Consider the following 21,015-nt stretch of genomic DNA (forward strand, 5'->3'; position numbering starts at 1 on the left):
GCTACAGTTGCAGCCCATGACGCAACGACTCTCGCCTGCCACCGTGGGCATGCTGGCCGCAGCGCCGCTGCTGTGGGCCGGCAATGCCGTGGTCGGGCGGCTGGTGCACACGCTGGTGCCGCCCCTCACGCTGAACTTCATCCGCTGGGCGCTGGCCTTCGCCATCCTGCTGCCGCTGGCCCATGGCGTGCTGCGCCGGGACAGCCCCGTGTGGCCGCACTGGCGGCGCTTCGCGCTGCTGGGACTGCTGGGGGTCGGCTGCTACAACGCGCTGCAGTACATGGCGCTGCAGACCTCGACGCCGCTCAACGTCACCCTGGTGGGCGCCGGCCTGCCGGTGTGGATGCTGGCCATCGGCGCGCTCTTCTTCGGCGCGCCCGTCACGCGGCGGCACGTGCTGGGCGCGGTGCTGTCCATCGCCGGTGTGGTGGTGGTGCTGAGCCGCGGCGAATGGGGCCAGCTGATGGCGCTCCGGCTGGTGCCGGGCGACCTCTACATGGTGATGGCCACCATGTGCTGGGCGTTCTACAGCTGGCTGCTGTCGCGCACCAGCGAGCCGGCCACCGTGCGCGGCGACTGGGCCGCCTTCCTGATGGCGCAGATGGTCTTCGGCCTGGCGTGGTCGGGCGCCTTCGCCGGGGCGGAATGGGCGGTGGCGCCGCGCCACGTGGAATGGGGCTGGCCGCTGGCGGCCGCGCTGCTCTTCATCGCCGTCGGGCCTGCCGTGCTGGCCTACCGCTGCTGGGGCGTGGGCGTGCAGCGGGCGGGGCCGGCGGTGGCGGGGTTCTTCATCAACCTCACGCCCCTCTTCGCGGCGGTGCTGTCGGCCGCCTTCCTGGGCGAGGTGCCGCATCTCTACCACGCGGTGGCGTTCGCGCTGATCGTGGGCGGGATCGTCGCCTCGTCGCGCCGCTGAGTCCTCGGCCGCAGCCCATCAGGACAAAATCACGCGCCAGCGCCCGTCAACCCAGCACCTGCAGCTATTGAATCAATAGCACCCTCACGCTGACGACGAAGGCACCAGCGCTTGCGCCAGCTGCCGCAGCTCCTGCGCCGGCATGGGCCGGCCCAGCAGATAGCCCTGGTACAGGTCGCAGCCGTGGCGTGCCAGGAAGTCGCGCTGCTCGGCGGTTTCCACGCCCTCGGCAATCACCTCCAGCTCCAGGTTGCGGGCCATGCCGATGATGGTCTGCACGATCACGTCGTCGGTGTGCCGCACGCCCAGGTTGCGCACGAACGACTGATCGATCTTGAGCTGGTGCAGCGGCAGCTGCGTGAGGTAGGCGAGCGAAGAGTTGCCGGTGCCGAAATCGTCCACCGAGAAGCGCACGCCCTTGGTGCGCAGCAGGTGCATCTTGGCGACCGTTTCCTCCACGTTGTCGAGCACCATCGACTCGGTCAGTTCCAGGTCGAGCAAGTGCGGGCGGATGCCCGTTTCCTGCAGGACCTGGATGACGCGCGGCACGAAGTCGGGCTGGTGGAACTGCCGCGCGCTCACGTTGACCGACAGGTGCAGATCGCGCAGCGTGGGCTCCTGCTGCCAGAGCGCCAGCTGTTCGCAGGCAGTGCGCAGCACCCACAGGCCCAGTGGAATGATGAATTCGCTGTCTTCGGCCACGCCGATGAACTGCCCGGGCAGCACCATGCCGCGCTGCGGGTGCTGCCAGCGCAGCAGCGCCTCGGCGCCCACCAGCGCGCCGGTCAGGGTGAACTGCGGCTGGTAGTGCAGCACGAACTGCCCGGCGGCCAGGCCCTCCTGCAGGTCGTGCTCCAGCCGGGCGCGCGCGCTGATCGCCTCCTGCATGCCGGGGTCGAAGAAGCACAGGCCGTTGCCGCGCTGCGCCTTCACCTGGTACATGGCGATGTCCGCCTGCTTGAGCAGCTCGGCGGCGGCCTGCGGCTTGTGGCCGAACAGGGTCGCGCCGATGCTGCAGCTGCTCTGGTGGCTGTAGGCGCCCAGCTGGTACGGGCGGTTGAGCTGGTGCAGGATCTTCTCGCCCGTGCGGCGGGCCGCCGCCGCGGCTTCGCCGTCGTGGGAAGACAGATCGCGCAGCATGACCACGAACTCATCGCCGCCCAGGCGTGCCACCGTGTCGGTGATGCCGACGCTGTCGGAGAGGCGGCGGGCCACCTGCTGCAGCAGCTGGTCGCCCACCTCGTGGCCCAGCGTGTCGTTGAGCGTCTTGAACTGGTCCAGGTCGAGGAACAGCAGCGCGCCGCGCTCGCCCGACCGCTCTGCAGCCGACTCGGCCTGGTGCAGGCGGTCCAGCAGCAGGCGGCGGTTCGGCAGACCGGTGAGCGGGTCGTAGAACGCCAGGTTCTCGATCTCGGCGGATGCGCGCCGCATGTCGGTGACGTCGTGGTACGAGATGACCATGCCGCCATCGGGCGTGGGGCGCTCGGTGATCTGGATGCAGTGGCCGTTGCGCATCTCCTGCTCGTGCGTGCCGCGGGGCGTGCGCTGCAGCATCAGGCGCTGCTCCACCCAGTGGCGCCGCTCGGCATCGCTTCCTTCGGGCACCTGGTACGGCGCGCAGAGACTGAGCAGTTCCGTGAACGGCATGCCCACCCGCAGCGAGGGCGTCGTCCACGGGTAGATTTCCTCGAAGCGCAGGTTCCACTGCCGCACGCGCTGTTCGGCGTCGAGCAACAGAAAGCCCGTCACCAGCGAAGACAGCGCCTGCTCCAGCGTGGCCTGCGACTGCGCCATCGCGCGCCGGGCGCGGTGCATGCGGTTGAGATAGGCCACCGAGAAGCCGGCGATGCCCAGCAGCGTGGCGCCGAACAGCAGCGCCACCAGGACGATGGTGTTGCGCTCAGAGCGCCAGTTGTCCAGCGCCTCGCGCAGCGGCAGGCTGGCGGAGATCCAGAGGTCCGGGTAGAGAATCGGCCGCGCCACCACCATGCCGGGCGTGCCCGACAGGCGCGTCGGCTGGTGCCAGCGCTGCACCTGCGGGCCGCTCACGCCATCGGGCGGCTGGGGCTGCTCGCCCAGCGGATGCACCGTGGCAGCGCGGCGCATCTCGCCGCGGCTGGAGATGCCCAGCAGCACGTCGCCAGCCCCGTGTTCCATGGTGACTTCGAGCGCCGGAATGTCGGTGCCCTGCATGAGCACCGACACCAGCATGCTCGATGGCACCTGCGCCAACGCCAGCAGCCGCCGGCCGTTCGGCATCTGCACATGCCGCGCGAAGAAGATCACCCGCTCGGAGCTGGTGAAGCTGACCGTGGGGGCGCTGGCGACCAGCACGGGGGCGGCCTGGCCCATCGCTTCGTCGAAAAAGCCGGCCGGCAGGTCGCGCGCCGCATGCAGCCCGGCCTGGTCGGACGCGGCCACCACCGCACCGCCTTCGTCCATCAGCGCCACGTAGCGCACCATCAGGTTCTGCCGGGCGGCGCTGCGCAGCAACTGCCGCGCGCCCCGCCCGCCCAGCTCGGACCGCTGGCTGGTGGAAAGATCGAGCAGGTCGCCGGTGCTGGCCAGCAGCACGTCGAACGACAGCAGGGCGCGGTTCATCGCCGACTCTGCGCCGGAGGCGAAGCGTCTGACCTGGTCTTCGCTTTCGGCGAGCGCGGTGTTGCGCGCATTCAGGATCAGCGAGGTGGCGGAAAGCACCAGCGCGGCCAGCAGCAGGCCCACGCCGGTCCAGACCGCGAAGCGTGTGCGCGAGGCGGTGGGCACCATCATCGGGCGGCAGCCCGGGGGCCGGCCTGGCTGCCGGACGGGCTGTGGGCTCCAATGGTGCGTTCCCAGATCTCGTCGCAGTTCACGGCACAGCGGCGGCGCCACTTGGGCAGCACCGAGGTGCGGAACACCTCCAGGCGGCGGCGATCGTCGCGCTCGGAGACGGGCACCAGCACCATGGCGCCCTTGCGGCCGTCCCGGCAGCTGGCCTGGCCCGTGTTGCAGGCGATGCCTTGCGCCGTCTCGCGCTCGGCCTGGGCCCAGACGGCCTCCTGCAGGCGGCCCAGTTCGGTGCGCAGCAGCGTTCGCGCGTCGGCCGGCAAGGCGTTCCACGCCGCGCGGTTGGCCCCGAAGACGGCCATGCCCCAGTTGAGCGGCAGCGGGTAGAGGAACGAGGCCACCGTGTCCAGCCCCAGCGTGTTGCCCGACATGGCGCCGGTGACCGCGCAGTCCACGTCGCCGGACTCCAGGCTGGAGCGTTGCTGCGCGAAGGCCGTCACCACCGGTTCGGCGCCCAGCGCGGCGACGAAGTCGGCCTGCGCCGGCGACGACACGCGCACCCGCCGGCCGGCCAGGTCGTCCAGCCGGGTCAGCGTTTTCTTGCAGAAGACGACCTGCGCCGGATAGACGTACACCGCCAGCACCTCCACGCCGTGCTCCTCGCGGAGCGCTTCCTCCAGGTAGGGGCGGAAAGCCGCGGACGCCCGCCGCAGGCTGGCGATGTCGGCGCTCAGGCCGGGCAGATCCACGGCGGTGTATTGCGGATATTGGGCGGAAAAAGAACTCATCAGCGCGGTTCCAAACGGAACCACGCCCAACTGCAGCAGGCGCAGCATTTCCACGCCGGGCACGCCGGCGCGGTCGAAGGGGACGATGTCCGCGACCAGCCGCCCGCCGCTGAGCCGGGAAAGGTCGCGGGTCCAGAAGGGTTCCTCGAACTGCGTGTACTGCGTGACCAGGCCCAGCCCGCCCACCACCCGCAGCCGGATGGGCGCGTCAGGATTGCGCTGGGCGCGCGGCCGGGGCGCGCCCGGCTTGGCGGCCGTCGCCGGCGCCACCGCCCCCGGCGCGCCGGTGGAGCCGACCCCGTCCTGGCCCGACGCCACCCAGGGCCACAGGGCAAGGCAGCCGCACAGTGCGAACAGGCGCACTGCGGGGGGAATCGACAGGAAGAACGGCAGCCGCATCACACATCCTCAGGATTGGGTCGAAGAACGAATCAACCGCGGCCATTGTGGTCCGATTCGGCGCCGTCAACGCCGCAAAAAACGGCACAAAACGGCAAGTTCAGAACGTGCCGGGATAGGCGCCGCCGTCCGCCAGCACGTTCTGACCCGTCATGTAGCCGGCATGCACGCTGCAGAGAAACGCGCAGATGGCGCCGAATTCCTGCGGGGTACCGTAGCGCCCCGCCGGGATGGCGGCCTGCTGGCTGCGGCGCACGTCGTCCACGCTCTTGCCCGACTTCGACGAAGCGGCCTGCACGGTGGCGGCCAGGCGGTCGGTGTCGAACTTGCCCGGCAGCAGGTTGTTGATGGTGACCCCCCGGGCCGCGATGCCGCTGCGGGAGGCCCCCGCGACGAAGCCCGTCAGCCCGCTGCGCGCCCCGTTGGACAGGCCCAGGATGTCGATGGGCGCCTTCACCGCGCTGGACGTAATGTTGACAATGCGCCCGAAACCGCGCTCGGCCATGCCGTCCACGGTGGCCTTGATGAGTTCGATGGGAGTCAGCATGTTGGCGTCCACGGCCCGGATCCAGGCGTCCCGGTCCCAGTCGCGGAAGTCGCCCGTGGGCGGCCCGCCGGCGTTGGTCACCACGATGTCGAATGCCGTGCCCGGGCCGCCTGCCACGCCGAACGCGGCCGATCGGCCTTGCGGCGTGGTGATGTCGGCCGCCACCGCCAGCACTTCAGGCTGAGGGCCTTTCAGCCCGCCAGCCCTGGTGGCGTCAGCACCTGCCGCTATCAAATAAGTAGCAGCTTCATTCAGCGCGTCCCCATTGCGCGCATTGATGACGACGTTGACGCCTTCGCGCACCAGCGCCTCGGCGCAGCCCAGGCCCAGCCCCTTGCTCGCGCCGCAGACCAGCGCCCATTTTCCGGCAATACCAAAATCCATATTCCGTGTGCTCCGTTGATTAGTGGTGGCAGGTGGCGTCCCGTGCCGGGCGCCTCTGGTTAACAAAGATGATAGTGCGCGCCGCAGGCCCGACAAGCGGGCTGCGGCGTCTTTCCGCCAGTCGCGGCCGGGCCGGGCCGCAGGCTCAGGCCGCGGGCCGACGCGCCAGCCGGGTGAAGACGTAGATGCCGGCGAGCACCAGGCCGGTGCCGGCTGCGACGGTGGGCGTGAACGGTTCGCCCAGCAGCCACACGCCCATGAGAATGGTGGAGAGCGGCCCGACCATGCCGGTCTGCGCCGTGAGGTCGGCGCCGATGCGTTCGATGGCCAGCATGATCAGCAGCACCGGCACCGCCGTGCAGAGGATGGCGTTCAGCACCGACAGCCACACCACTTCGGGTGCCACCAGCGCGGCGGAAAGCGGCCGCAGCACGGCGAACTGCAGCAGGCAGCACAGGCACGCCACGGTGGTCGCCAGCCCCACCAGCCGCAAAGCGCCCAGGCGGCGCACCATCTCGCCGCTGTAGACCAGGTAGACGGCATAGCTCACCGCCGAGAGGAACACCAGCAGCACGCCCCAGGCGACATGGGTGCCCTGCAGGCTGGCTTCGGAGCCGAACACCAGCAGCACGCCGCAGTAGCTGATGCCCATGCCCACCATCTGCGGCCAGCGCACCCGGCGCCCGTACAGCAGCCAGCCGAGCAGCACGACCAGGGTGGGATTGAGGTAGAGGATCAGCCGCTCCAGGCTGGCGCTGATGTAGGCCAGGCCGGCGAAGTCCAGGAAGCTGGCGAGGTAGTAGCCGGTGAAGCCCAGCCAGGCCACGCCCGCCCAGTCGCGCCGGGTGAGCGGCGCGCGCCCCCGGCTGGCCCACCACGCCATGGCCGCGAAGATGGGCAGCGCAAACAGCATGCGATACATGATGAGCGTGACCGCATCCACCCCGTGCCGGTAGGCCAGCTTGACGATGATCGCCTTGCCGCTGAAGGCGATGGCGCCCAGGAAGGCGAGCAGCAGCCCGGTGGCCTGCGAAGGCGGCACAGGCGATGGCGACGGTGGCGACGGAACCGGCGGCGGAGCCGGCGTGGGTGGGGGCGAGGCAGGCAAGGTGGTGGGTTCCGTTAGGCGGCGGCGCATCGGCGGGCGGGGCCTGCCGCATTGTCCGCGCCTGCCTGCCCGCCCAAAGCAAAACGGCACCCGAAGGTGCCGTCTCGATGGGCCAGCCCAGCCGTCGCGGTTCAGGACGGCGGCGGCGGGCGGCCGGTTGGCCGCGGATCGTCAGTCTTCGACGAAGGCCTCTTCCCGCTTGTTCTTCACGGCCGGCAGCAGCACGATGATGAGCAGCAGCACGGCGGCGACCAGCAGGCCGGCGGAGATCGGACGCGTGACGAACACGCTCCAGTCGCCGCGCGACAGCAGCAGGGCCCGGCGCAGGTTCTCTTCCATCATCGGCCCCAGGATGAAGCCCAGCAGCAGCGGCGCGGGTTCGGTGCCCAGCTTGTGGAACACGTAGCCGATGAAGCCGAAGATGCCGACCAGCCACACGTCGAACGTGTTGTTGTTGGTGCCGTACACACCCACCGCGCAGAACAGCACGATGGAGGGGAACAGCCAGCGGTAGGGCACCGTCAGCAGCTTGATCCACATGCCGATCAGCGGCAGGTTCAGGATGATCAGCATCGCGTTGCCGAGCCACATCGAGGCGATCAGGCCCCAGAACAGTTCGGGGTTGCTGGTCATCACCTGGGGACCAGGCTGGATGTTGTGGATCGTCATGGCACCCACCATCAGCGCCATCACGGCGTTGGGGGGAATGCCCAGCGTCAGCAGCGGGATGAAGGAGGTCTGCGCACCGGCGTTGTTGGCCGACTCGGGAGCCGCCACGCCGCGGATGTTGCCCTTGCCGAAGGGCACTTCGCCCGGTTGCAGCTTGGTCTTCTTCTCGATGGTGTAGGCCGCGAAGGCCGCCAGCAGCGCACCGCCGCCGGGCAGGATGCCCAGTGCCGAACCCAGCGCCGTGCCGCGCAGCACCGCGGGAATCATGCGCTTGAAGTCCTCCTTGGTGGGGAACAGGCCCTGCACCTTGGCGGTGAACACCTCGCGGTCTTCTTCCGGCTTGGACAGGTTGGCGATGATTTCACCGTAGCCGAACACGCCCATGGCGATCACGACGAAGTTGATGCCGTCGGTCAGTTCGGGAATGTCGAAGCTGTAGCGGGCGACGCCCGAGTTCACGTCGGTACCCACCAGGCCCAGCAGCAGGCCCAGCACGATCATCGACACTGCCTTGAGCAGCGAGCCGGAAGCCAGCACCACGGCACCGATCAGGCCCAGCACCATCAGCGAGAAGTATTCGGCGGGGCCGAACTTGAAGGCGACTTCGGTCAGCGGCGGTGCGAAGGCGGCCAGGATCAGCGTGCCCACGCAACCAGCGAAGAAGGAACCCAGGCCGGCCGCGGCGAGCGCCGGGCCCGCCCGGCCCTTGCGCGCCATCTGGTAGCCGTCGATCACGGTCACCACCGAGGATGACTCGCCCGGCAGGTTCACCAGAATGGCGGTGGTGGAGCCCCCGTACTGGGCGCCGTAGTAGATGCCGGCCAGCATGATCAGCGCGGCCACGGGAGGCAGCGCGTAGGTGGCGGGCAGCAGCATGGCGATGGTGGCCACGGGGCCGATGCCCGGCAGCACGCCGATCAGCGTGCCCAAGATACAGCCGATCAGGCAGTAAATCAGGTTCTGGAAGGTGAAGGCGACGCCGAAGCCGGTCGCCAGGTTGTCAAACAATTCCATGGTTATCGATGCTCCTGCTTAACCCGAAATGAAACTGGGCCACACAGGGAACTGCAGCTTCAGCGCCCACACGAAAGCCACGTAGCTGCCCACCGCCAGCACCGTGGCGAGGATGAACACCTCCTTGGCATTGAAGGTGTCTCCCGCCAGACTGGCGATGAACACCAGCCCGTAGATCGCCACGATCAGGCCCATGGCCGGCACGCCGAAGCTCGGCAGGCCCGCCAGCAGCACGCCGAAGGCAAAGTTGGAAGCCAGGATGAAGAAGATCTGCTTCCAGGCCCATTTGCCGATCTTGTCGCCGCCGGCGCTTTCCACCACGGTGGAATAGAACACGATGGCGCTGCCCAGCACGGCCAGCAGAATGCCCAGGATGAGCGGGAAGTAACCGGGCCCCATGCGGGCGCCACTGCCGACGGTGTAGTTGCTGGCACCCACGGCAAAGGCGACGCCGATGCCCATGAACATCAGCCCCGAGAAAAAGTCTTTCTGACTCTTGATTTTCACGAAAAAGCCTCCTTACGCGAACTTGACGGGCGATTGTGCAGTTGGCCCCTTCCGCGTGCGTTGTGGATACCACCTACCGGGGACCTAGGGAAAACCGCAGGGCCCCACCGCAGGCGGGGCGGCGGGGCCTGCGCCGTTGCCGCGTGCAGCGATGGCGGCGGTGGTCGGCAGGCGCGGGCCCAGGCGCTCGGGAAGAGCGAGCGGGGGCGGCGCGGCAACGCCGGCCGGTCCGCTCCATGCGACTCAAGGCGACTCAATGCAAGTCAAGGCAACTCAATGCGGCGCAGTGCCGCTCAGTGCCGCTCGTGCTCCAGCGGCGGCGTGGAGGCGATGACTTCCTCCAGCGTGGTCAGCCCTTCGGCCACGCGCAGCGCGCCGGCCAGCCGCAGCGGGCGCATGCCGTCCTGCACGGCCTGGCGGCGCAGCTGGTCGATGGAAGGCGTCTGGTGGATGCGCTCCTTCAGCGATTCGCTCACGGTGAGCAGCTCGTACAGGCCCATGCGGCCACGGAACCCGGTCATCCGGCATTCGACGCAGCCGACCGGCTTGAAGGGCTGGTAGCTGCCGTTGATCTTCCAGGGCTTGATGACTTCGGCCAGGGCCTCGGGCCGGGCGTCGGCGTCGGGCGCACGGCAGTGCTTGCACAGCGTGCGCACCAGGCGCTGCGCCAGCACGCCCAGCAGCGTGGCGTTGATGAGATAGGGCGGCACGCCCAGCTCCATGAGCCGGGTGACGGCGCTGGGCGCGTCGTTGGTGTGCAGCGTGCTGAAGACCAGGTGGCCGGTGAGCGCCGCCTGCACCGCCATGTCGGCGGTGGCCAGGTCGCGGATCTCGCCCACCATCAGCACGTCCGGGTCCTGCCGCATGAGCGCGCGCAGCCCTTCGGCGAAGTTGAAGTCCAGCTGCGGCTGCACCTGCGTCTGGTTGAAGCTGGGCTCGATCATCTCGATCGGGTCTTCCACCGTGCTGACGTTGACTTCCTCCGTTGCCACCCGCTTGAGCGTGGAATACAGCGTGGTGGTCTTGCCCGAGCCGGTCGGCCCCGTCACCAGGATGATGCCGTGCGGGCGCTTGACGAGCTGCTCCCAGCGCTGCGCGTCATGCTGCGAAAAGCCCAGCGCGTCCAGGTCCTTGACGGCGTTGTCCGGGTCGAAGATGCGCATCACCATCTTCTCGCCGAAGGCGGTGGGCAGTGTGGAAAGGCGCATCTCGACCTCGTCGCCGCGTGGGTTGCGGGTCTTGATGCGGCCGTCCTGCGGGCGGCGGCGCTCCACCACGTCCATGCGGCCGAGCAGCTTCACGCGGGCGACCATGGCGTTGAGCACGCCCATCGGCATCTGGTAGACGGGGTGCAGCACGCCGTCGATGCGAAAGCGGATCACGCCCTGCTCGCGGCGCGGCTCCAGGTGGATGTCGCTGGCGCGCTGGTCGAACGCGTACTGCCAGAGCCAGTCCACCACCTTGACGACGCCCTGGTCGTTGGCGTCCAGCTGCTTGTTGCTCTTGTTCAGCTCCACCAGCTGCTCGAAGCTGCTGGAGCCCGCGCTGCCACCGGCCTTCTGCGCGGCCCGCACCGACTTGGCCAGCGCATAGAACTCGGCCGTGTAGCGGTGGATGTCCAGCGGGTTCGCCACCACCCGGCGCACGGCGCGGCGCGACTGCCGCTCCACCTCGGCCACCCAGTCGTCGATGAAGGGCTCGGCGGTGGCCACCACCACCTCCTGCGCCGTCACCTGCACGGGCAGCACCTTGTGGCGCTCGGCATAGCTCGCGCCCATGGCGTCGGCCACGCGGCCCACGTCCACCTTCAGCGGGTCGATGCGCAGGTAGGCCAGGCCGCTGCGGCCCGCCACGTACTGCGTCAGCATCTCCACGTCGAGCGGCTTGCCGTCGGACTGGCGGGCCATCGCCACGTTGGCCAGGCGCACCAGCGGGTGCTGCTGGCTCTCGGCCTGGGCGCAGCGCGCGATGGTGCGGTCGGCCTCTTCGTCGCTGATGACGCCGTCGGCGCGCAGCCATTGCACGACGCGGCGCCAGTCGAGCGGACCGGCGGACGGGGCGGACGGGGACGCTGCGGGCGCGGAGCCGGAAGGCGGCAGCCCAGAAGGCGCAGGAGTGGGGTTCATGGGTCAGCGGGCCTGTGCGCGGTGTCGGTGGCGGCGCCCGGTCATGCGACCGGCTTGAACACGCGCAGCCACTTGGTGGCAGGCAGCTCCCAGCGGGCCTGCACGGCTTCGGCGCGGTCCATCAGCTCGGCCCGCTTGAACGCGCGCGGCGTGCGCTGGGCCAGCACGATGGTGTTGCCCTCGCGGGTGGGCTTGAAGGCCCAGAGCGCGTCGGGGCCGAAAGCCTCGGCCATCTTGGCGAGGCTGCGGTCGTAGCTGGAGGCGCGGCCGAACAGGTTGACCGTCATCACGCCGTCGTCGGTCAGCAGCGCGCGGCAGTCGGCATAGAACTCGGCGCTGTCGAGCACCGGCGCGGCGGCGTCATGGTCGTACAGGTCCACCGCCAGGGCATCGACCGTGCCGAGCCACTCGGTCTTGCGGATCTCCTGGGCTGCATCGGCCAGCACCACGCGCAGCTTGGGGCCGTCGACAGGCAGCTTGAACCAGCTGCGGCACACGGCCACCACCTGCGGGTTCAACTCGATGGCGGTGCTGCACATGCGCAGCTTCTTGTGGCAGAACTTGGTGATGGCGCCAGCACCCAGGCCGAGCTGCATGGCGTGGCGCTTGCCCACGCTGGCCGGCTCCATGAACAGCAGCCAGGCCATCATGCGCTGGACGTATTCCAGCTCGATCTCGAACGGCTCGGCCACGCGCATGGAGCCCTGGATCCAGGGCGTGCCCAGGTGCAGGTGGCGCACCTCTCCGTCGTCGGAGACGCTCACCTCGGGCAGAGCGGGCAGCCTGGCCGCGCGTTTGCGGGGGGTGGGCGCGGCTGCCGCGGCAGGGGTGGTGGTGGGGGTCGTCGTTGTCGTCAAAATCGTCTTACCTATCGATAGGGGGCCAGGGCATCGGCCCAGGCCTGGCATTTGCGCTCGAAGCTCCACGCCGCATGGGCCGGGCTGGTGGACGGCAGCCGCAGCGATGCGATGCCTGCCGCAGCCGCTGCATCCATCGGCCCGCCGGCCCCAGGGCCGCGCTCCAGGCTGGCACGCACGGCGCGCGCGTGGCGAAAGCTTTCCCCGCCATTGTGGGCGATGGCGGCCAGCGCCGGCAGCGCAGCGCGCAGGCCGGCGAAGTCGTTCACCCGGGCATGGCGGATGTCGGCGTCCAGGCTGCCTTCGCGCTCGCAGGCCGCATAGACGTCCCACAGCCCCAGCCCGCGCGCCAGCAGCCACGCGCAGCGGCCGGCGTAGTCATGGGACGCGGGCTGCGCATGCTGCGGCCACAGCGCCTGCAGGATGCGCCAGAACTGGTTCTGCGGATGGCCGTAGTACTGGCCTGCGCGCAGCGAGGCCACACCTGGGAAGCTGCCCAGGATGAGCACCCGGGTGCCGGCACAGACCACCGGCGGCAGGCCGCGCAGCAGAGGCGAGGCAGGCAGGGAAGGCAAGGCAGGCAAGGAAGACAAGGAAGGCGGAGGCTGATCGGTGGGCATGGCTGGGGGCAAGCGGGCCTCTATTGCTATCATGTTTATAGCTATGGATCCTTATATATCAAGCGCCAAAGGCCAAAAACACTCCGATTTTCAGCAATATGGCCCCGGTCATTCGCTCGCCGGCGCCGCAGGCAGCAGCGCCGCCAGGCGCGGCAGGGCGGCGCAGGCGTTGGCGCGGGCGGCTTCGGCCAGGGCTGGCACCGGCATGCCGCGCAGCCCGGCGACCACCTCGGCGATCCGGGGCAGCTCGCCCGGAGTGTTGCGCGCGGCAGGCTGGCCGGCGGCGCGGACGGCGGCGGTGACGTAGAGCCAGTGCGGCGGAATGTCGGGCGCATCGGTCTCCAGCACCAGCGATTCGAGCGGCAGCTGTGCGGCCAGCCGCCGCAACTGCAGCGCCCGGTCGTAGGTCACCGCACCGCCGAACCCGAGCTTGAAGCCCAGGGCAATGAAAGCCTGCGCCTGCTGCAGGCTGCCGTTGAAAGCATGGGCGATGCCGCCGGTGACGGGCACCTCGCGCAGGCCCTTGAGCACCTTGTCCACCGAACGGCGCGTGTGCAGGATCACCGGCAGCCCGGTCTGCCGCGCCAGGCGCAGCTGCGCCCGGAAGAACCGTTCCTGCCGCTCCGGTTCCAGGCCGGGCACGAAGTAGTCGAGCCCGATCTCGCCGATGGCGACGAGGCGCGGGTCGGCCAGATGGACCTGGACCTGCGCTTGCAGCACCGCCAGGTCGCCGTCTTCGGCACGCCCGGTGAAGAGCGGGTGGATGCCGAGCGCGTAGCTGTCGCCGTGGCGGTGGGCCAGCATGCGCACGGCATCCAGGTTGGCGCGTTCCACCGCCGGCAGCACGCAGTGGGCCACGCCGGCACGCGCCGCTTGGGCGCGCACGGCATCCAGGTGGTCGATGCCGGCATGGGCCTCGAATTCGTCCAGGTGGCAATGGGTGTCGATCCAGAGCGTCATGCGGCCGATGATGCCGCAGCGCCACGCGGCCAGCGTAGGAGATACCGCCTGGCACGCGCGGGCTCCGGTTCCGTGCTACCGTGGTTCGGGCGCAATCGCCACGCCCTGCCACGCCCTGTTTCGCCTGCCAGAGAGGTGCCCGCATGCCCCGGCCCGCCCGCTACAGCCCGTCACGCCGCCCTGCCGCTGGCGGCGCCCTGCCGCCGGATGGCCTGCCGGCGTCCGCCCCGATGGCTCCACCCGATTCCGCGCCGCCCTCCGGGGCCGCCCCGGCCACCGCCCCGAGCACCGCCCCCATCACCCGCCGCAGCCGCACCGAAACCGTGCTCTGGTCCGCCGTGCTCGTGCTGGCGGCGCTGCTGGCCGCCGCACTCTGGGCCGGCCGGCAGCCCGCGCCCCAGCGGCTCACGCAGGACGACATCGACGCCGCCGTGCTGCGCACGATGGAAACCCGCACCCTGCCCTCGCCCGCGGCACGTGCGGCAGCGGCCGTGGCGCCGTCGGTGGTGCGCGTGGTGGGCTATGGGCGCACCAAGAAGGGCAAGGAGGTGGAGCGCGGCGTGGGCAGCGGCGTGGTGATCGTCGACCGCGGCGTGATCCTGACCAACCTGCATGTGGTGCAGGGCATGCACCGGGTGCAGGTCACCTTCGCCGACGGCACCGAGTCGCCCGCGCGCGTCACCGGCATGCAGCCGCAGAACGACTTGGCCGTGCTGCAGGCCCAGCAGGTGCCCGACGACCTGCAGGCCGCGCCGCTGCGGTCGCTGCAGAACCTGCGCCCGGGCGACCAGGTGGTGGCGCTGGGGTTTCCGTTCGGCATCGGCCCATCGGTGTCGGCGGGCGTCGTCTCGGGGCTGGAGCGGGAGTTCGACTCGCCCGAGAGCGGCCAGGAGATGCGCAATCTGATCCAGTTCGACGCGGCCGCCAACCCGGGCAATTCGGGCGGGCCGCTGGTCACCATGGACGGCGAGGTGGTGGGCATCGTCACCGCCATCCTGAACCCCACCTCCGCGCGCACCTTCATCGGCATCGGCTTCGCGGTGCCCATCGAGAACGCGGCGTCCGCTGTCGGCATGCCGCCCTTCTGACCGCCGCCCCCCAGGAGCCCGCCCATGACCCAGCCCCACGCCGCCGACCTCGCCACGCCCACGCCCATGCCCACGCACCCGCGCCCGGCGGCGGACACCGCCACGCTGATGGAGCAGATCCTGTACGAGGTCAAGCGCGTCGTGGTCGGGCAGGACCGCTTCCTGGAACGCGTGATGGTCGCCATGCTGGCCGGCGGCCACCTGCTGGTGGAGGGCGTGCCGGGCCTGGCCAAGACGCTGACGGCGAAGACGCTGGCCGGCGCCGTGCAGGGCGGCTTCAAGCGCATCCAGTTCACGCCCGACCTGGTGCCGGCGGACCTGGTCGGCACGCGCATGTACCACCAGCGCACCGGCGAATTCGCCACCGTGCTGGGCCCTGTCTTCACCCATCTGCTGCTGGCCGACGAGATCAACCGCGCGCCCGCCAAGGTGCAGAGCGCGCTCTTGGAGGTGATGCAGGAGCGGCAGGTCACCATCGCCGGCGAGACGCATCCGCTGCCCGCCCCGTTCCTGGTGATGGCCACGCAGAACCCCATCGAAACCGAGGGCACCTACCAGCTCCCGGAGGCGCAGGTGGACCGTTTCATGATGAAGGTGCTGGTGGACTACCCGAGCGAGGAAGAGGAATTCGTCATCGCCCAGCGCGCGCTGCAGCCCGCCGTGGCCGTGGCCGCGGTGGCCAGCACGCAGCAGCTGGCCGCGCTGCAGGCGGACTGCCGGCGCGTCTATGTGGACCCGGCCCTGCTGCAGTACGCCGTACGGCTGGTGGCGGCCACGCGCGATCCGGCGCGCCACGGCCTGCCGGAGCTGGCGGGCCGCATCGCCACCGGCGCCAGCCCGCGCGCCACGATCGCCCTTGCCGAGGGGGCGCAGGCGCTGGCCCTGCTGCGCGGCCGGAGCTATGCCCTGCCGCAGGACATGACCGAGCTGGCGGCCGACGTGCTGCGCCACCGCGTGGCCCTGTCGTACGAGGCGCTGTCGGACGGGCAGGATGCCGACGCCGTCATCGGCCGCATCCTGGCCCGCGTCGCCCCGCCGGCCCGGCCACCGCACCAGTGGGCCGCGCAATCCGCACCCGACGCCGGGCAGGCTGAGCATGCCTGACACCGCAGCGCCCGCCCTGCCCCGGCCCGGCGCGGCCGATAGGCTGCTGCAGCACCTGGAATGGACGGTGCTGCGCCGGCTGGACGGCCTGCTGCAGGGCGACCACCGCACGCTGCTGCGCGGCGCCGGCATCGACCTGGCCGACCTGCGCGCCTACCAGCCGCACGACGATGTGCGCCACATCGACTGGAACGTCACGGCCCGGCTGGGTGAGCCGCATGTGCGCGTCTTCGCCGAAGACCGCGAGATGGCGGCATGGTTCCTCGTCGACCTGAGCCCTTCGGTGGACTTCGGCCCGCCGGGCGGCACCAAGCGCGAACTGGCGGCCGGCTTTGTCGCCGTGCTGGCCCGGCTGCTGACGCGGCACGGCAACCGCGTGGGCGCCGTGCTGCACCACGGCCGGGGCGCCGCTGCGGCCGACGCGGTACTGCCGGCGCGCGCCAGCCGGGCGCATGTGCTGCAGCTGCTGCACCAGCTGATCGCGCCGCCGCCTTCCACCGGGCGCAGCGCCCCGCCGCCGGGCGCCACCGAGCTGCACCGGCTGCTGCACACCGCCCAGAGCCTGCTGCGCCGGCGCAGCACGGTGTTCGTCGTCTCCGATTTCCTCAGCCTGCCCGGCTGGGAGAAGCCGCTCGGCCAGCTGGCGCAGCGCCACGACGTGGTCGCCGTGCGCCTGCTGGACCCGCTGGAGCGCGAACTGCCCGACGTCGGCCTGGTGCTGCTGCGCGACCCCGAGACCGGCGAGGCGCTGCAGGTGGACACGCGCGACCGGGGCTTTCGCCAGCGCTTCGCCCGCCTGGCCGCCGAACAGGAAGCCGGCCTGCGCAGCGCCCTGGCGCGCGCCGGCGCCGACACGCTGGAGCTGTCGACGGGCGACGATCTGGTGGATGCGCTGGTGCGGTTCCTGGAGCTGCGCGGCCAGCGTCCCCGCGCGCTGCGCGTTCTGCCCGGCCGCCGCGCCGGGTCCCGGCAGGCCGCCTGCGCACTGGCGGCCGCCACCGCCATGCCGGCCGGCTGACGCGCCGCCACCCGCAGGAGCCGCCACCATGGTTTTCCTCTGGCCCACCTTCCTCTGGCTGCTGCTGGTGCTGCCCGTGCTGGTGCTGGCCTACCTGGCCGTGCTGCGTCGGCGCCGCACGGCCGCCATTCACTATCCCGCGCTCGGGCTGGTGCGGGCGGCCCTGGGCGCCGGCCCCCGCTGGCGCAGGCATGTGCCGCCCGCGCTCTTCCTGGCAGGTCTGGCGGCGCTGCTGGTGGCCGGCGCGCGGCCGCTGGCGGTCATCAGCCTGCCGTCGCAGCAGCAGACCGTCATGCTGGCCATCGACGTGTCGGGCAGCATGCGCGCGACCGACGTGCAGCCCGACCGGCTGACCGCCGCACAGAGCGCCGCCAAGGCCTTCATCGCCGACCTGCCGCGCCACGTGCGGGTGGGCATCGTCGCCTTCGCGGGCAGCGCCCAGCTGGCGCAACTGCCTACGCAGAGCCATGCAGACCTGACCCAGGCCATCGACAGCTTCCAGCTGCAGCGCGGCACCGCCACGGGCAACGGCATCCTGCTGTCGCTGGCCACGCTGTTCCCGGGCGCAGGCATCGACATCTCCGCGCTGGGCGGACGGCAGGCCATGCCGGCCACCCCGGCCCGGCCCATCGACGAAGCCGGGCGCGCGCCTGCCGCGGCCGCCCCGCCGTTCAAGCCGGTGGCACCGGGCTCCTTCCCCTCGGCTGCCATCATCATGCTGACCGACGGCCAGCGCACCACGGGCGTCGACCCGCTGGAGGCCGCCCAGTGGGCCGCCGACCGGGGCGTGCGCGTCTACACCGTGGGGGTGGGCACGGTGGCCGGCGAAACCATCGGCTTCGAGGGCTGGTCGATGCGGGTGCGGCTGGACGAGGCCACGCTCAAGGCCATCGCCCAGCGCACCCAGGGCGAGTACTTCCACGCCGCCACCGCCGAAGACCTGAAGAAGGTCTACGCCACGCTGAGTTCGCGCCTGGCGGTGGAAAAGAAGGAAACGGAGATCTCCGCACTGCTGGCGCTGGCGGGCGCGGCATTGATGGTGCTGGCGGCGGCGCTGTCGATGTGGTGGTTCGGGCGGGTGCTCTAGCCGCCGATTCAGGACGTTTTCGGGCGGCACCGCCCAACACATCTGCGCGTTCAGCTATGAAAAGCATAGCATTCGCCGGAATCGGCCAAAAAACCTCGTATTGATAACCAGTTGCATTTAGAATGCGGCCTTCTCTCTGGTCGCACTGCGCCCCGCCATGCGCCAAGCCGCGCAACCTGCCAGCCAACGCGGCAGTGGAGACCAGAGCCGGCCGCCCTTGCCGACGCCGGCCTTGTTCGTCGCCCTCCCCATCTGCCATGACCGCTCGATCACCCAGCCACCCCGCTGACGGCGCGACCCGCTCGCGCATCCGCCTGCCCCTGCTCTGGAGCGACGCCGCCCGGTGCCGCTGGGCCGTCGCCTCGCGCGCGCTGGCCGCCATCGTGGGGGGCTACGTGCTGTCCGCGCTGTGCTCCACGGCGCTGGCGATGTGGCTGCCGCTGGCGCGGGCCGAAGCGGTGATCACGGGCACGCTGGCGTCCTTCGCCATCTATGCCGGCGCGGTGATGTGGGTTTTTGCCGCCCGCAGCGCCGGGCGCGCCTGGGCCGGGATCGCGGTGCCGGCGGCGGTGCTGGGCGCGGCGCTCTGGCTGGTCGTGCGCGGCGCCGCGCAGGGAGCGGCATCATGAAGGAAGGTTTCCGCCAGTCGATGGCATGGCTGCACACCTGGTCGGGGCTGCTGGTGGGCTGGGTGCTGTTCATGGTGTTCGCCACCGGCACCTCGGCCTATTTCCGCGACGAGATCAGCCACTGGATGAAGCCCGAGCTGCACACCGCGCACGCCGCGTCGCAGGCCACCCCTGCGCAGGCCGCCGGCCAGGCCGTGCGCTTCCTGGAGCGCGAGGCCACGGGCAGCACGCGCTGGAACATCGGCCTGCCGAGCGACCGCGAGCCCGACGTGCGCGTGACCTGGACGCGCCCCCAGCCCCCGGGCACGCCCCGCCAGCGCCCGCTGGCCGTGCAGCTGGACCCGGCCACCGGCGAGCGGCTCGCCGCGCCCCGCGCCACCCGGGGGGGTGACTTCTTCTACCGCATGCACTTCGATCTGCATTACATGCCCGCGCTCTGGGCGCGGTGGATCGTGGGCTTCTGCGCCATGTTCATGCTGGTGGCGATCGTGAGCGGCATCGTCACGCACCGGCGCATCTTCAGCGACTTCTTCACCTTCCGCCCCCGCAAGGGCCAGCGTTCGTGGCTGGACGCGCACAACGCCACCGCCGTGCTGGCGCTGCCCTATCACCTGATGATCACCTACACCGGCCTGGTCACGCTGATGTTCATGTACATGCCCTGGGGCGCGCAGACCGTCTACCAAGGCGACCAGAAGACCTTCTTCGCCGAGGCATTCCCCAACGCCGCCGGCAGCGCGCCGCAGAAGGCCGCCGGCCGGCCGGCGGCGCTGGTGCCGCTGGGCCCGCTGGTCGAGCAGGCGCAGGCCCGCTGGCAGGGCGCGGCCGCCTCCCGCGTGGTGGTGACCTTCCCCGGCGACGCGAACGCCGCCGTCACCGTCTACCGCGACGGGCAGTCGAGCCTGTCGTCCAACCATGCGTCGGTGGTGTTCAACGGCACGACCGGCCAGCTGCTGGAAACCCGGGGCGAGGCCGTGCCGGCCGCGTCGGAAACGCGCGGCGTCTTCGTGGGCCTGCACATGGGGCACTTCGCCGGGCCGGTGCTGCGCTGGCTGTTCTTTCTCTCCGGCCTGGCCGGCTGCGTGATGGTGGCTACCGGCCTGTTGATGTGGGCCGTGAAGGAGCGGCAGAAATACGCCAAGGCGCTGGCCAAGGGAGGGCGCATCGGCTTCGGCCTGCGGCTGGTGGACGGGCTCAACCTGGGAGCCATCGCCGGGCTGCCGCTGGCGATGGCTTCGTTCTTCTGGGCCAACCGCCTGATTCCGGTGGCCACCCCGGACCGGCCGGCCGCCGAGATCGCCGCGTTCTTCACTGTCTGGGGCGTGGCGACCGTCGCCGGCATCGCCTGGCCGGCGCGCCGGATGTGGCAGGTGCAACTGGCGCTGGGCGGCCTGCTGTTCGCTGCGGTTCCGGTGCTGAACCCACTGACCGGCGGCGCCGGGCTGATCACCGCCGGCGCGGCCGGGCACTGGAGCCTGGTGGGCTTCGACGCCACCTGCCTGCTGCTGGGCGCGGCCCTGCTGGCCAGCGCCTGGTGGCTGGGCCGCCGCAAACCCGCCGCCCGCGCCGGCACGGCGCCGCGCTCCGCACAGGCCGCCCGGCCGGCGCAGCCCGCTGCCCCCGCGCCCCACCCGCATCCCGCCGGCGAGCCGGGCCTGTCGCCCGTCCGCCACACCCTGGCGGCCGCCGCAGCGGAGGGCTCTTCGCCATGAGCGCCGTCCATCTCACGCTGGCGCTGTCGTCCTGCGTCGCCGCCTTTTCCGCGCTGGGCCTGGCGATGGACCGGCACTACGAAGACAGCTACGGCCGGGGCAAGGCCCCGAGTTCAGGCCTGCGCCGGGCGCTGCGGCTGGTGGGCACGGGCGGCCTGCTGCTGTCGCTCTGGGCTTGCCTGGCGGCGGCGGGCACCGCGCAGGGTTGGGTGTTCTGGTTCGGGGTGATGACCTTGTCGGCGCTGAGCGTGGTGCTGGTGCTGAGCTATGCGCCTGGGCGGGTGACGCGGGTGTTGCAGGGGGGGGTTGTGCTGGCGGTGGTGTGCGCTGGGTGGGTGGTGGTGGGATGAGGTCGGCGGGCCAGGTGTCGTGGCTTTTGGGTTCGTCCTCCGTCGTTCGGGCTGGGCTTGCCGAAGCCTTGGCGCGGTGATGGCGCGGTGATGGCGCGCTGCCGGGGCGGTGCTGGCGAGTGCTGGGCCTTTGCTTTCCGGGGCCGGGACTTCGCCCCGGCGGGCGAGTAACTTTCTTTCGACTCGCCGAAAGAAAGTCACCAAAGAAAGGGCGACCCTGCTGTGCGCGTCCCCTCCGCTGCGCTACGGGGCAACCTGCGATGCTCGCGCGTGAAGGGCTGCCGCAGAACTCACTGCGCGCTTTCAGCGCTCCGTTCAGACAACTGCGGCAAGTCAGAGCTTGAAGCATGCGTGTCCTGCGGC

18 protein-coding genes are annotated in these 21,015 nt (G+C 70.8%); 8 read left to right on the forward strand and 10 right to left on the reverse strand.

Annotated elements, in window-relative coordinates; translation table 11 throughout:
- Positions 1 to 16 precede the first annotated feature (16 nt).
- Positions 17 to 916 (forward strand): DMT family transporter, encoded by a 900-nt coding sequence (locus tag ASF94_RS13500; protein WP_056667293.1) that lies wholly within the window; start codon positions 17 to 19, stop codon positions 914 to 916.
- 84 nt (positions 917 to 1,000) lie between these two features.
- Here the strand turns inward: ASF94_RS13500 and ASF94_RS13505 are convergent, their stop codons facing one another.
- The 10 genes from ASF94_RS13505 to ASF94_RS13550 form a co-directional block, all read right to left on the reverse strand.
- Entirely contained in the window at positions 1,001 to 3,685 is a 2,685-nt protein-coding gene (locus ASF94_RS13505; RefSeq protein ID WP_056667295.1) for an EAL domain-containing protein, read from the reverse strand.
- Positions 3,685 to 4,872 carry a TRAP transporter substrate-binding protein gene (locus ASF94_RS13510; protein WP_082493252.1) on the reverse strand — a complete coding sequence of 396 codons (1,188 nt, stop codon included), beginning with the start codon at positions 4,870 to 4,872 and terminating at the stop codon, positions 3,685 to 3,687. Before ASF94_RS13510 ends, ASF94_RS13505 begins: the two co-directional genes overlap by 1 nt.
- A gap of 100 nt (positions 4,873 to 4,972) precedes the next feature.
- The gene (locus tag ASF94_RS13515; protein ID WP_056667097.1) at positions 4,973 to 5,803 is read right to left on the reverse strand and encodes an SDR family oxidoreductase; all 831 of its coding nucleotides are present in this window, start codon (positions 5,801 to 5,803) and stop codon (positions 4,973 to 4,975) included.
- A 145-nt stretch (positions 5,804 to 5,948) separates the two neighbouring features.
- Entirely contained in the window at positions 5,949 to 6,941 is a 993-nt protein-coding gene (locus ASF94_RS13520; protein ID WP_082493253.1) for a DMT family transporter, read from the reverse strand.
- A 141-nt stretch (positions 6,942 to 7,082) separates the two neighbouring features.
- Positions 7,083 to 8,594: a tripartite tricarboxylate transporter permease gene (locus tag ASF94_RS13525; RefSeq protein ID WP_056667100.1), complete on the reverse strand. Its 1,512-nt coding sequence runs from the start codon at positions 8,592 to 8,594 to the stop codon at positions 7,083 to 7,085.
- 18 nt (positions 8,595 to 8,612) lie between these two features.
- Positions 8,613 to 9,101 (reverse strand): tripartite tricarboxylate transporter TctB family protein, encoded by a 489-nt coding sequence (locus ASF94_RS13530; protein ID WP_056667103.1) that lies wholly within the window; start codon positions 9,099 to 9,101, stop codon positions 8,613 to 8,615.
- 293 nt (positions 9,102 to 9,394) lie between these two features.
- Positions 9,395 to 11,227, reverse strand: a complete 1,833-nt coding sequence (locus tag ASF94_RS13535) for a GspE/PulE family protein (protein ID WP_056667106.1) — start codon at positions 11,225 to 11,227, stop codon at positions 9,395 to 9,397.
- A gap of 41 nt (positions 11,228 to 11,268) precedes the next feature.
- A complete protein-coding gene (locus ASF94_RS13540) occupies positions 11,269 to 12,009 on the reverse strand; it encodes a spermidine synthase (RefSeq protein ID WP_156382544.1) in 741 nt (246 codons plus the stop codon).
- An 86-nt stretch (positions 12,010 to 12,095) separates the two neighbouring features.
- A complete protein-coding gene (locus ASF94_RS13545; protein ID WP_200933069.1) occupies positions 12,096 to 12,704 on the reverse strand; it encodes a DNA-deoxyinosine glycosylase in 609 nt (202 codons plus the stop codon).
- Between the two features lie 108 nt (positions 12,705 to 12,812).
- The gene (locus tag ASF94_RS13550) at positions 12,813 to 13,664 is read right to left on the reverse strand and encodes a TatD family hydrolase (protein WP_200933070.1); all 852 of its coding nucleotides are present in this window, start codon (positions 13,662 to 13,664) and stop codon (positions 12,813 to 12,815) included.
- Between the two features lie 143 nt (positions 13,665 to 13,807).
- Between ASF94_RS13550 and ASF94_RS13555 the strand changes: the two genes are divergently transcribed.
- The 7 genes from ASF94_RS13555 to ASF94_RS13585 all read left to right on the forward strand — a co-directional run bounded on the left by ASF94_RS13555 (position 13,808) and on the right by ASF94_RS13585 (position 20,652).
- The gene (locus ASF94_RS13555) at positions 13,808 to 14,752 is read left to right on the forward strand and encodes a S1C family serine protease (RefSeq protein ID WP_056667117.1); all 945 of its coding nucleotides are present in this window, start codon (positions 13,808 to 13,810) and stop codon (positions 14,750 to 14,752) included.
- A 66-nt stretch (positions 14,753 to 14,818) separates the two neighbouring features.
- Entirely contained in the window at positions 14,819 to 15,856 is a 1,038-nt protein-coding gene (locus ASF94_RS13560) for a MoxR family ATPase (RefSeq protein ID WP_056667302.1), read from the forward strand.
- The gene (locus ASF94_RS13565) at positions 15,849 to 16,874 is read left to right on the forward strand and encodes a DUF58 domain-containing protein (RefSeq protein WP_082493255.1); all 1,026 of its coding nucleotides are present in this window, start codon (positions 15,849 to 15,851) and stop codon (positions 16,872 to 16,874) included. Before ASF94_RS13560 ends, ASF94_RS13565 begins: the two co-directional genes overlap by 8 nt.
- 28 nt (positions 16,875 to 16,902) lie before the next feature.
- Entirely contained in the window at positions 16,903 to 17,961 is a 1,059-nt protein-coding gene (locus ASF94_RS13570) for a VWA domain-containing protein (protein WP_056667121.1), read from the forward strand.
- Between the two features lie 257 nt (positions 17,962 to 18,218).
- Positions 18,219 to 18,590, forward strand: a complete 372-nt coding sequence (locus tag ASF94_RS13575; protein WP_056667123.1) for a DUF3649 domain-containing protein — start codon at positions 18,219 to 18,221, stop codon at positions 18,588 to 18,590.
- Positions 18,587 to 20,302, forward strand: coding sequence for a PepSY domain-containing protein (locus ASF94_RS13580; protein WP_082493257.1), 1,716 nt, complete (start codon positions 18,587 to 18,589; stop codon positions 20,300 to 20,302). The genes ASF94_RS13575 and ASF94_RS13580 overlap by 4 nt, the downstream gene beginning before the upstream one ends.
- Positions 20,299 to 20,652, forward strand: coding sequence for a DUF3325 domain-containing protein (locus ASF94_RS13585; protein WP_056667127.1), 354 nt, complete (start codon positions 20,299 to 20,301; stop codon positions 20,650 to 20,652). Before ASF94_RS13580 ends, ASF94_RS13585 begins: the two co-directional genes overlap by 4 nt.
- Positions 20,653 to 21,015: the final 363 nt, after the last annotated feature.

The sequence above is a fragment of the Acidovorax sp. Leaf160 genome (assembly GCF_001424265.1).
Taxonomy (GTDB): domain Bacteria; phylum Pseudomonadota; class Gammaproteobacteria; order Burkholderiales; family Burkholderiaceae_C; genus Paracidovorax.

Excerpts from the sequence above, each read along its gene's own strand:
- ASF94_RS13500 (WP_056667293.1), top strand. The coding sequence starts at position 17 with ATGACGCAACGACTCTCGCCTGCCACCGTGGGCATGCTGGCCGCAGCG.
- ASF94_RS13505 (WP_056667295.1), bottom strand. The coding sequence starts at position 3,685 with ATGGTGCCCACCGCCTCGCGCACACGCTTCGCGGTCTGGACCGGCGTG.
- ASF94_RS13510 (WP_082493252.1), bottom strand. The coding sequence starts at position 4,872 with ATGCGGCTGCCGTTCTTCCTGTCGATTCCCCCCGCAGTGCGCCTGTTC.
- ASF94_RS13515 (WP_056667097.1), bottom strand. The coding sequence starts at position 5,803 with ATGGATTTTGGTATTGCCGGAAAATGGGCGCTGGTCTGCGGCGCGAGC.
- ASF94_RS13520 (WP_082493253.1), bottom strand. The coding sequence starts at position 6,941 with ATGCGCCGCCGCCTAACGGAACCCACCACCTTGCCTGCCTCGCCCCCA.
- ASF94_RS13525 (WP_056667100.1), bottom strand. The coding sequence starts at position 8,594 with ATGGAATTGTTTGACAACCTGGCGACCGGCTTCGGCGTCGCCTTCACC.
- ASF94_RS13535 (WP_056667106.1), bottom strand. The coding sequence starts at position 11,227 with ATGAACCCCACTCCTGCGCCTTCTGGGCTGCCGCCTTCCGGCTCCGCG.
- ASF94_RS13545 (WP_200933069.1), bottom strand. The coding sequence starts at position 12,704 with ATGCCCACCGATCAGCCTCCGCCTTCCTTGTCTTCCTTGCCTGCCTTG.
- ASF94_RS13550 (WP_200933070.1), bottom strand. The coding sequence starts at position 13,664 with ATGACGCTCTGGATCGACACCCATTGCCACCTGGACGAATTCGAGGCC.
- ASF94_RS13555 (WP_056667117.1), top strand. The coding sequence starts at position 13,808 with ATGCCCCGGCCCGCCCGCTACAGCCCGTCACGCCGCCCTGCCGCTGGC.
- ASF94_RS13560 (WP_056667302.1), top strand. The coding sequence starts at position 14,819 with ATGCCCACGCACCCGCGCCCGGCGGCGGACACCGCCACGCTGATGGAG.
- ASF94_RS13565 (WP_082493255.1), top strand. The coding sequence starts at position 15,849 with ATGCCTGACACCGCAGCGCCCGCCCTGCCCCGGCCCGGCGCGGCCGAT.
- ASF94_RS13570 (WP_056667121.1), top strand. The coding sequence starts at position 16,903 with ATGGTTTTCCTCTGGCCCACCTTCCTCTGGCTGCTGCTGGTGCTGCCC.
- ASF94_RS13575 (WP_056667123.1), top strand. The coding sequence starts at position 18,219 with ATGACCGCTCGATCACCCAGCCACCCCGCTGACGGCGCGACCCGCTCG.
- ASF94_RS13580 (WP_082493257.1), top strand. The coding sequence starts at position 18,587 with ATGAAGGAAGGTTTCCGCCAGTCGATGGCATGGCTGCACACCTGGTCG.
- ASF94_RS13585 (WP_056667127.1), top strand. The coding sequence starts at position 20,299 with ATGAGCGCCGTCCATCTCACGCTGGCGCTGTCGTCCTGCGTCGCCGCC.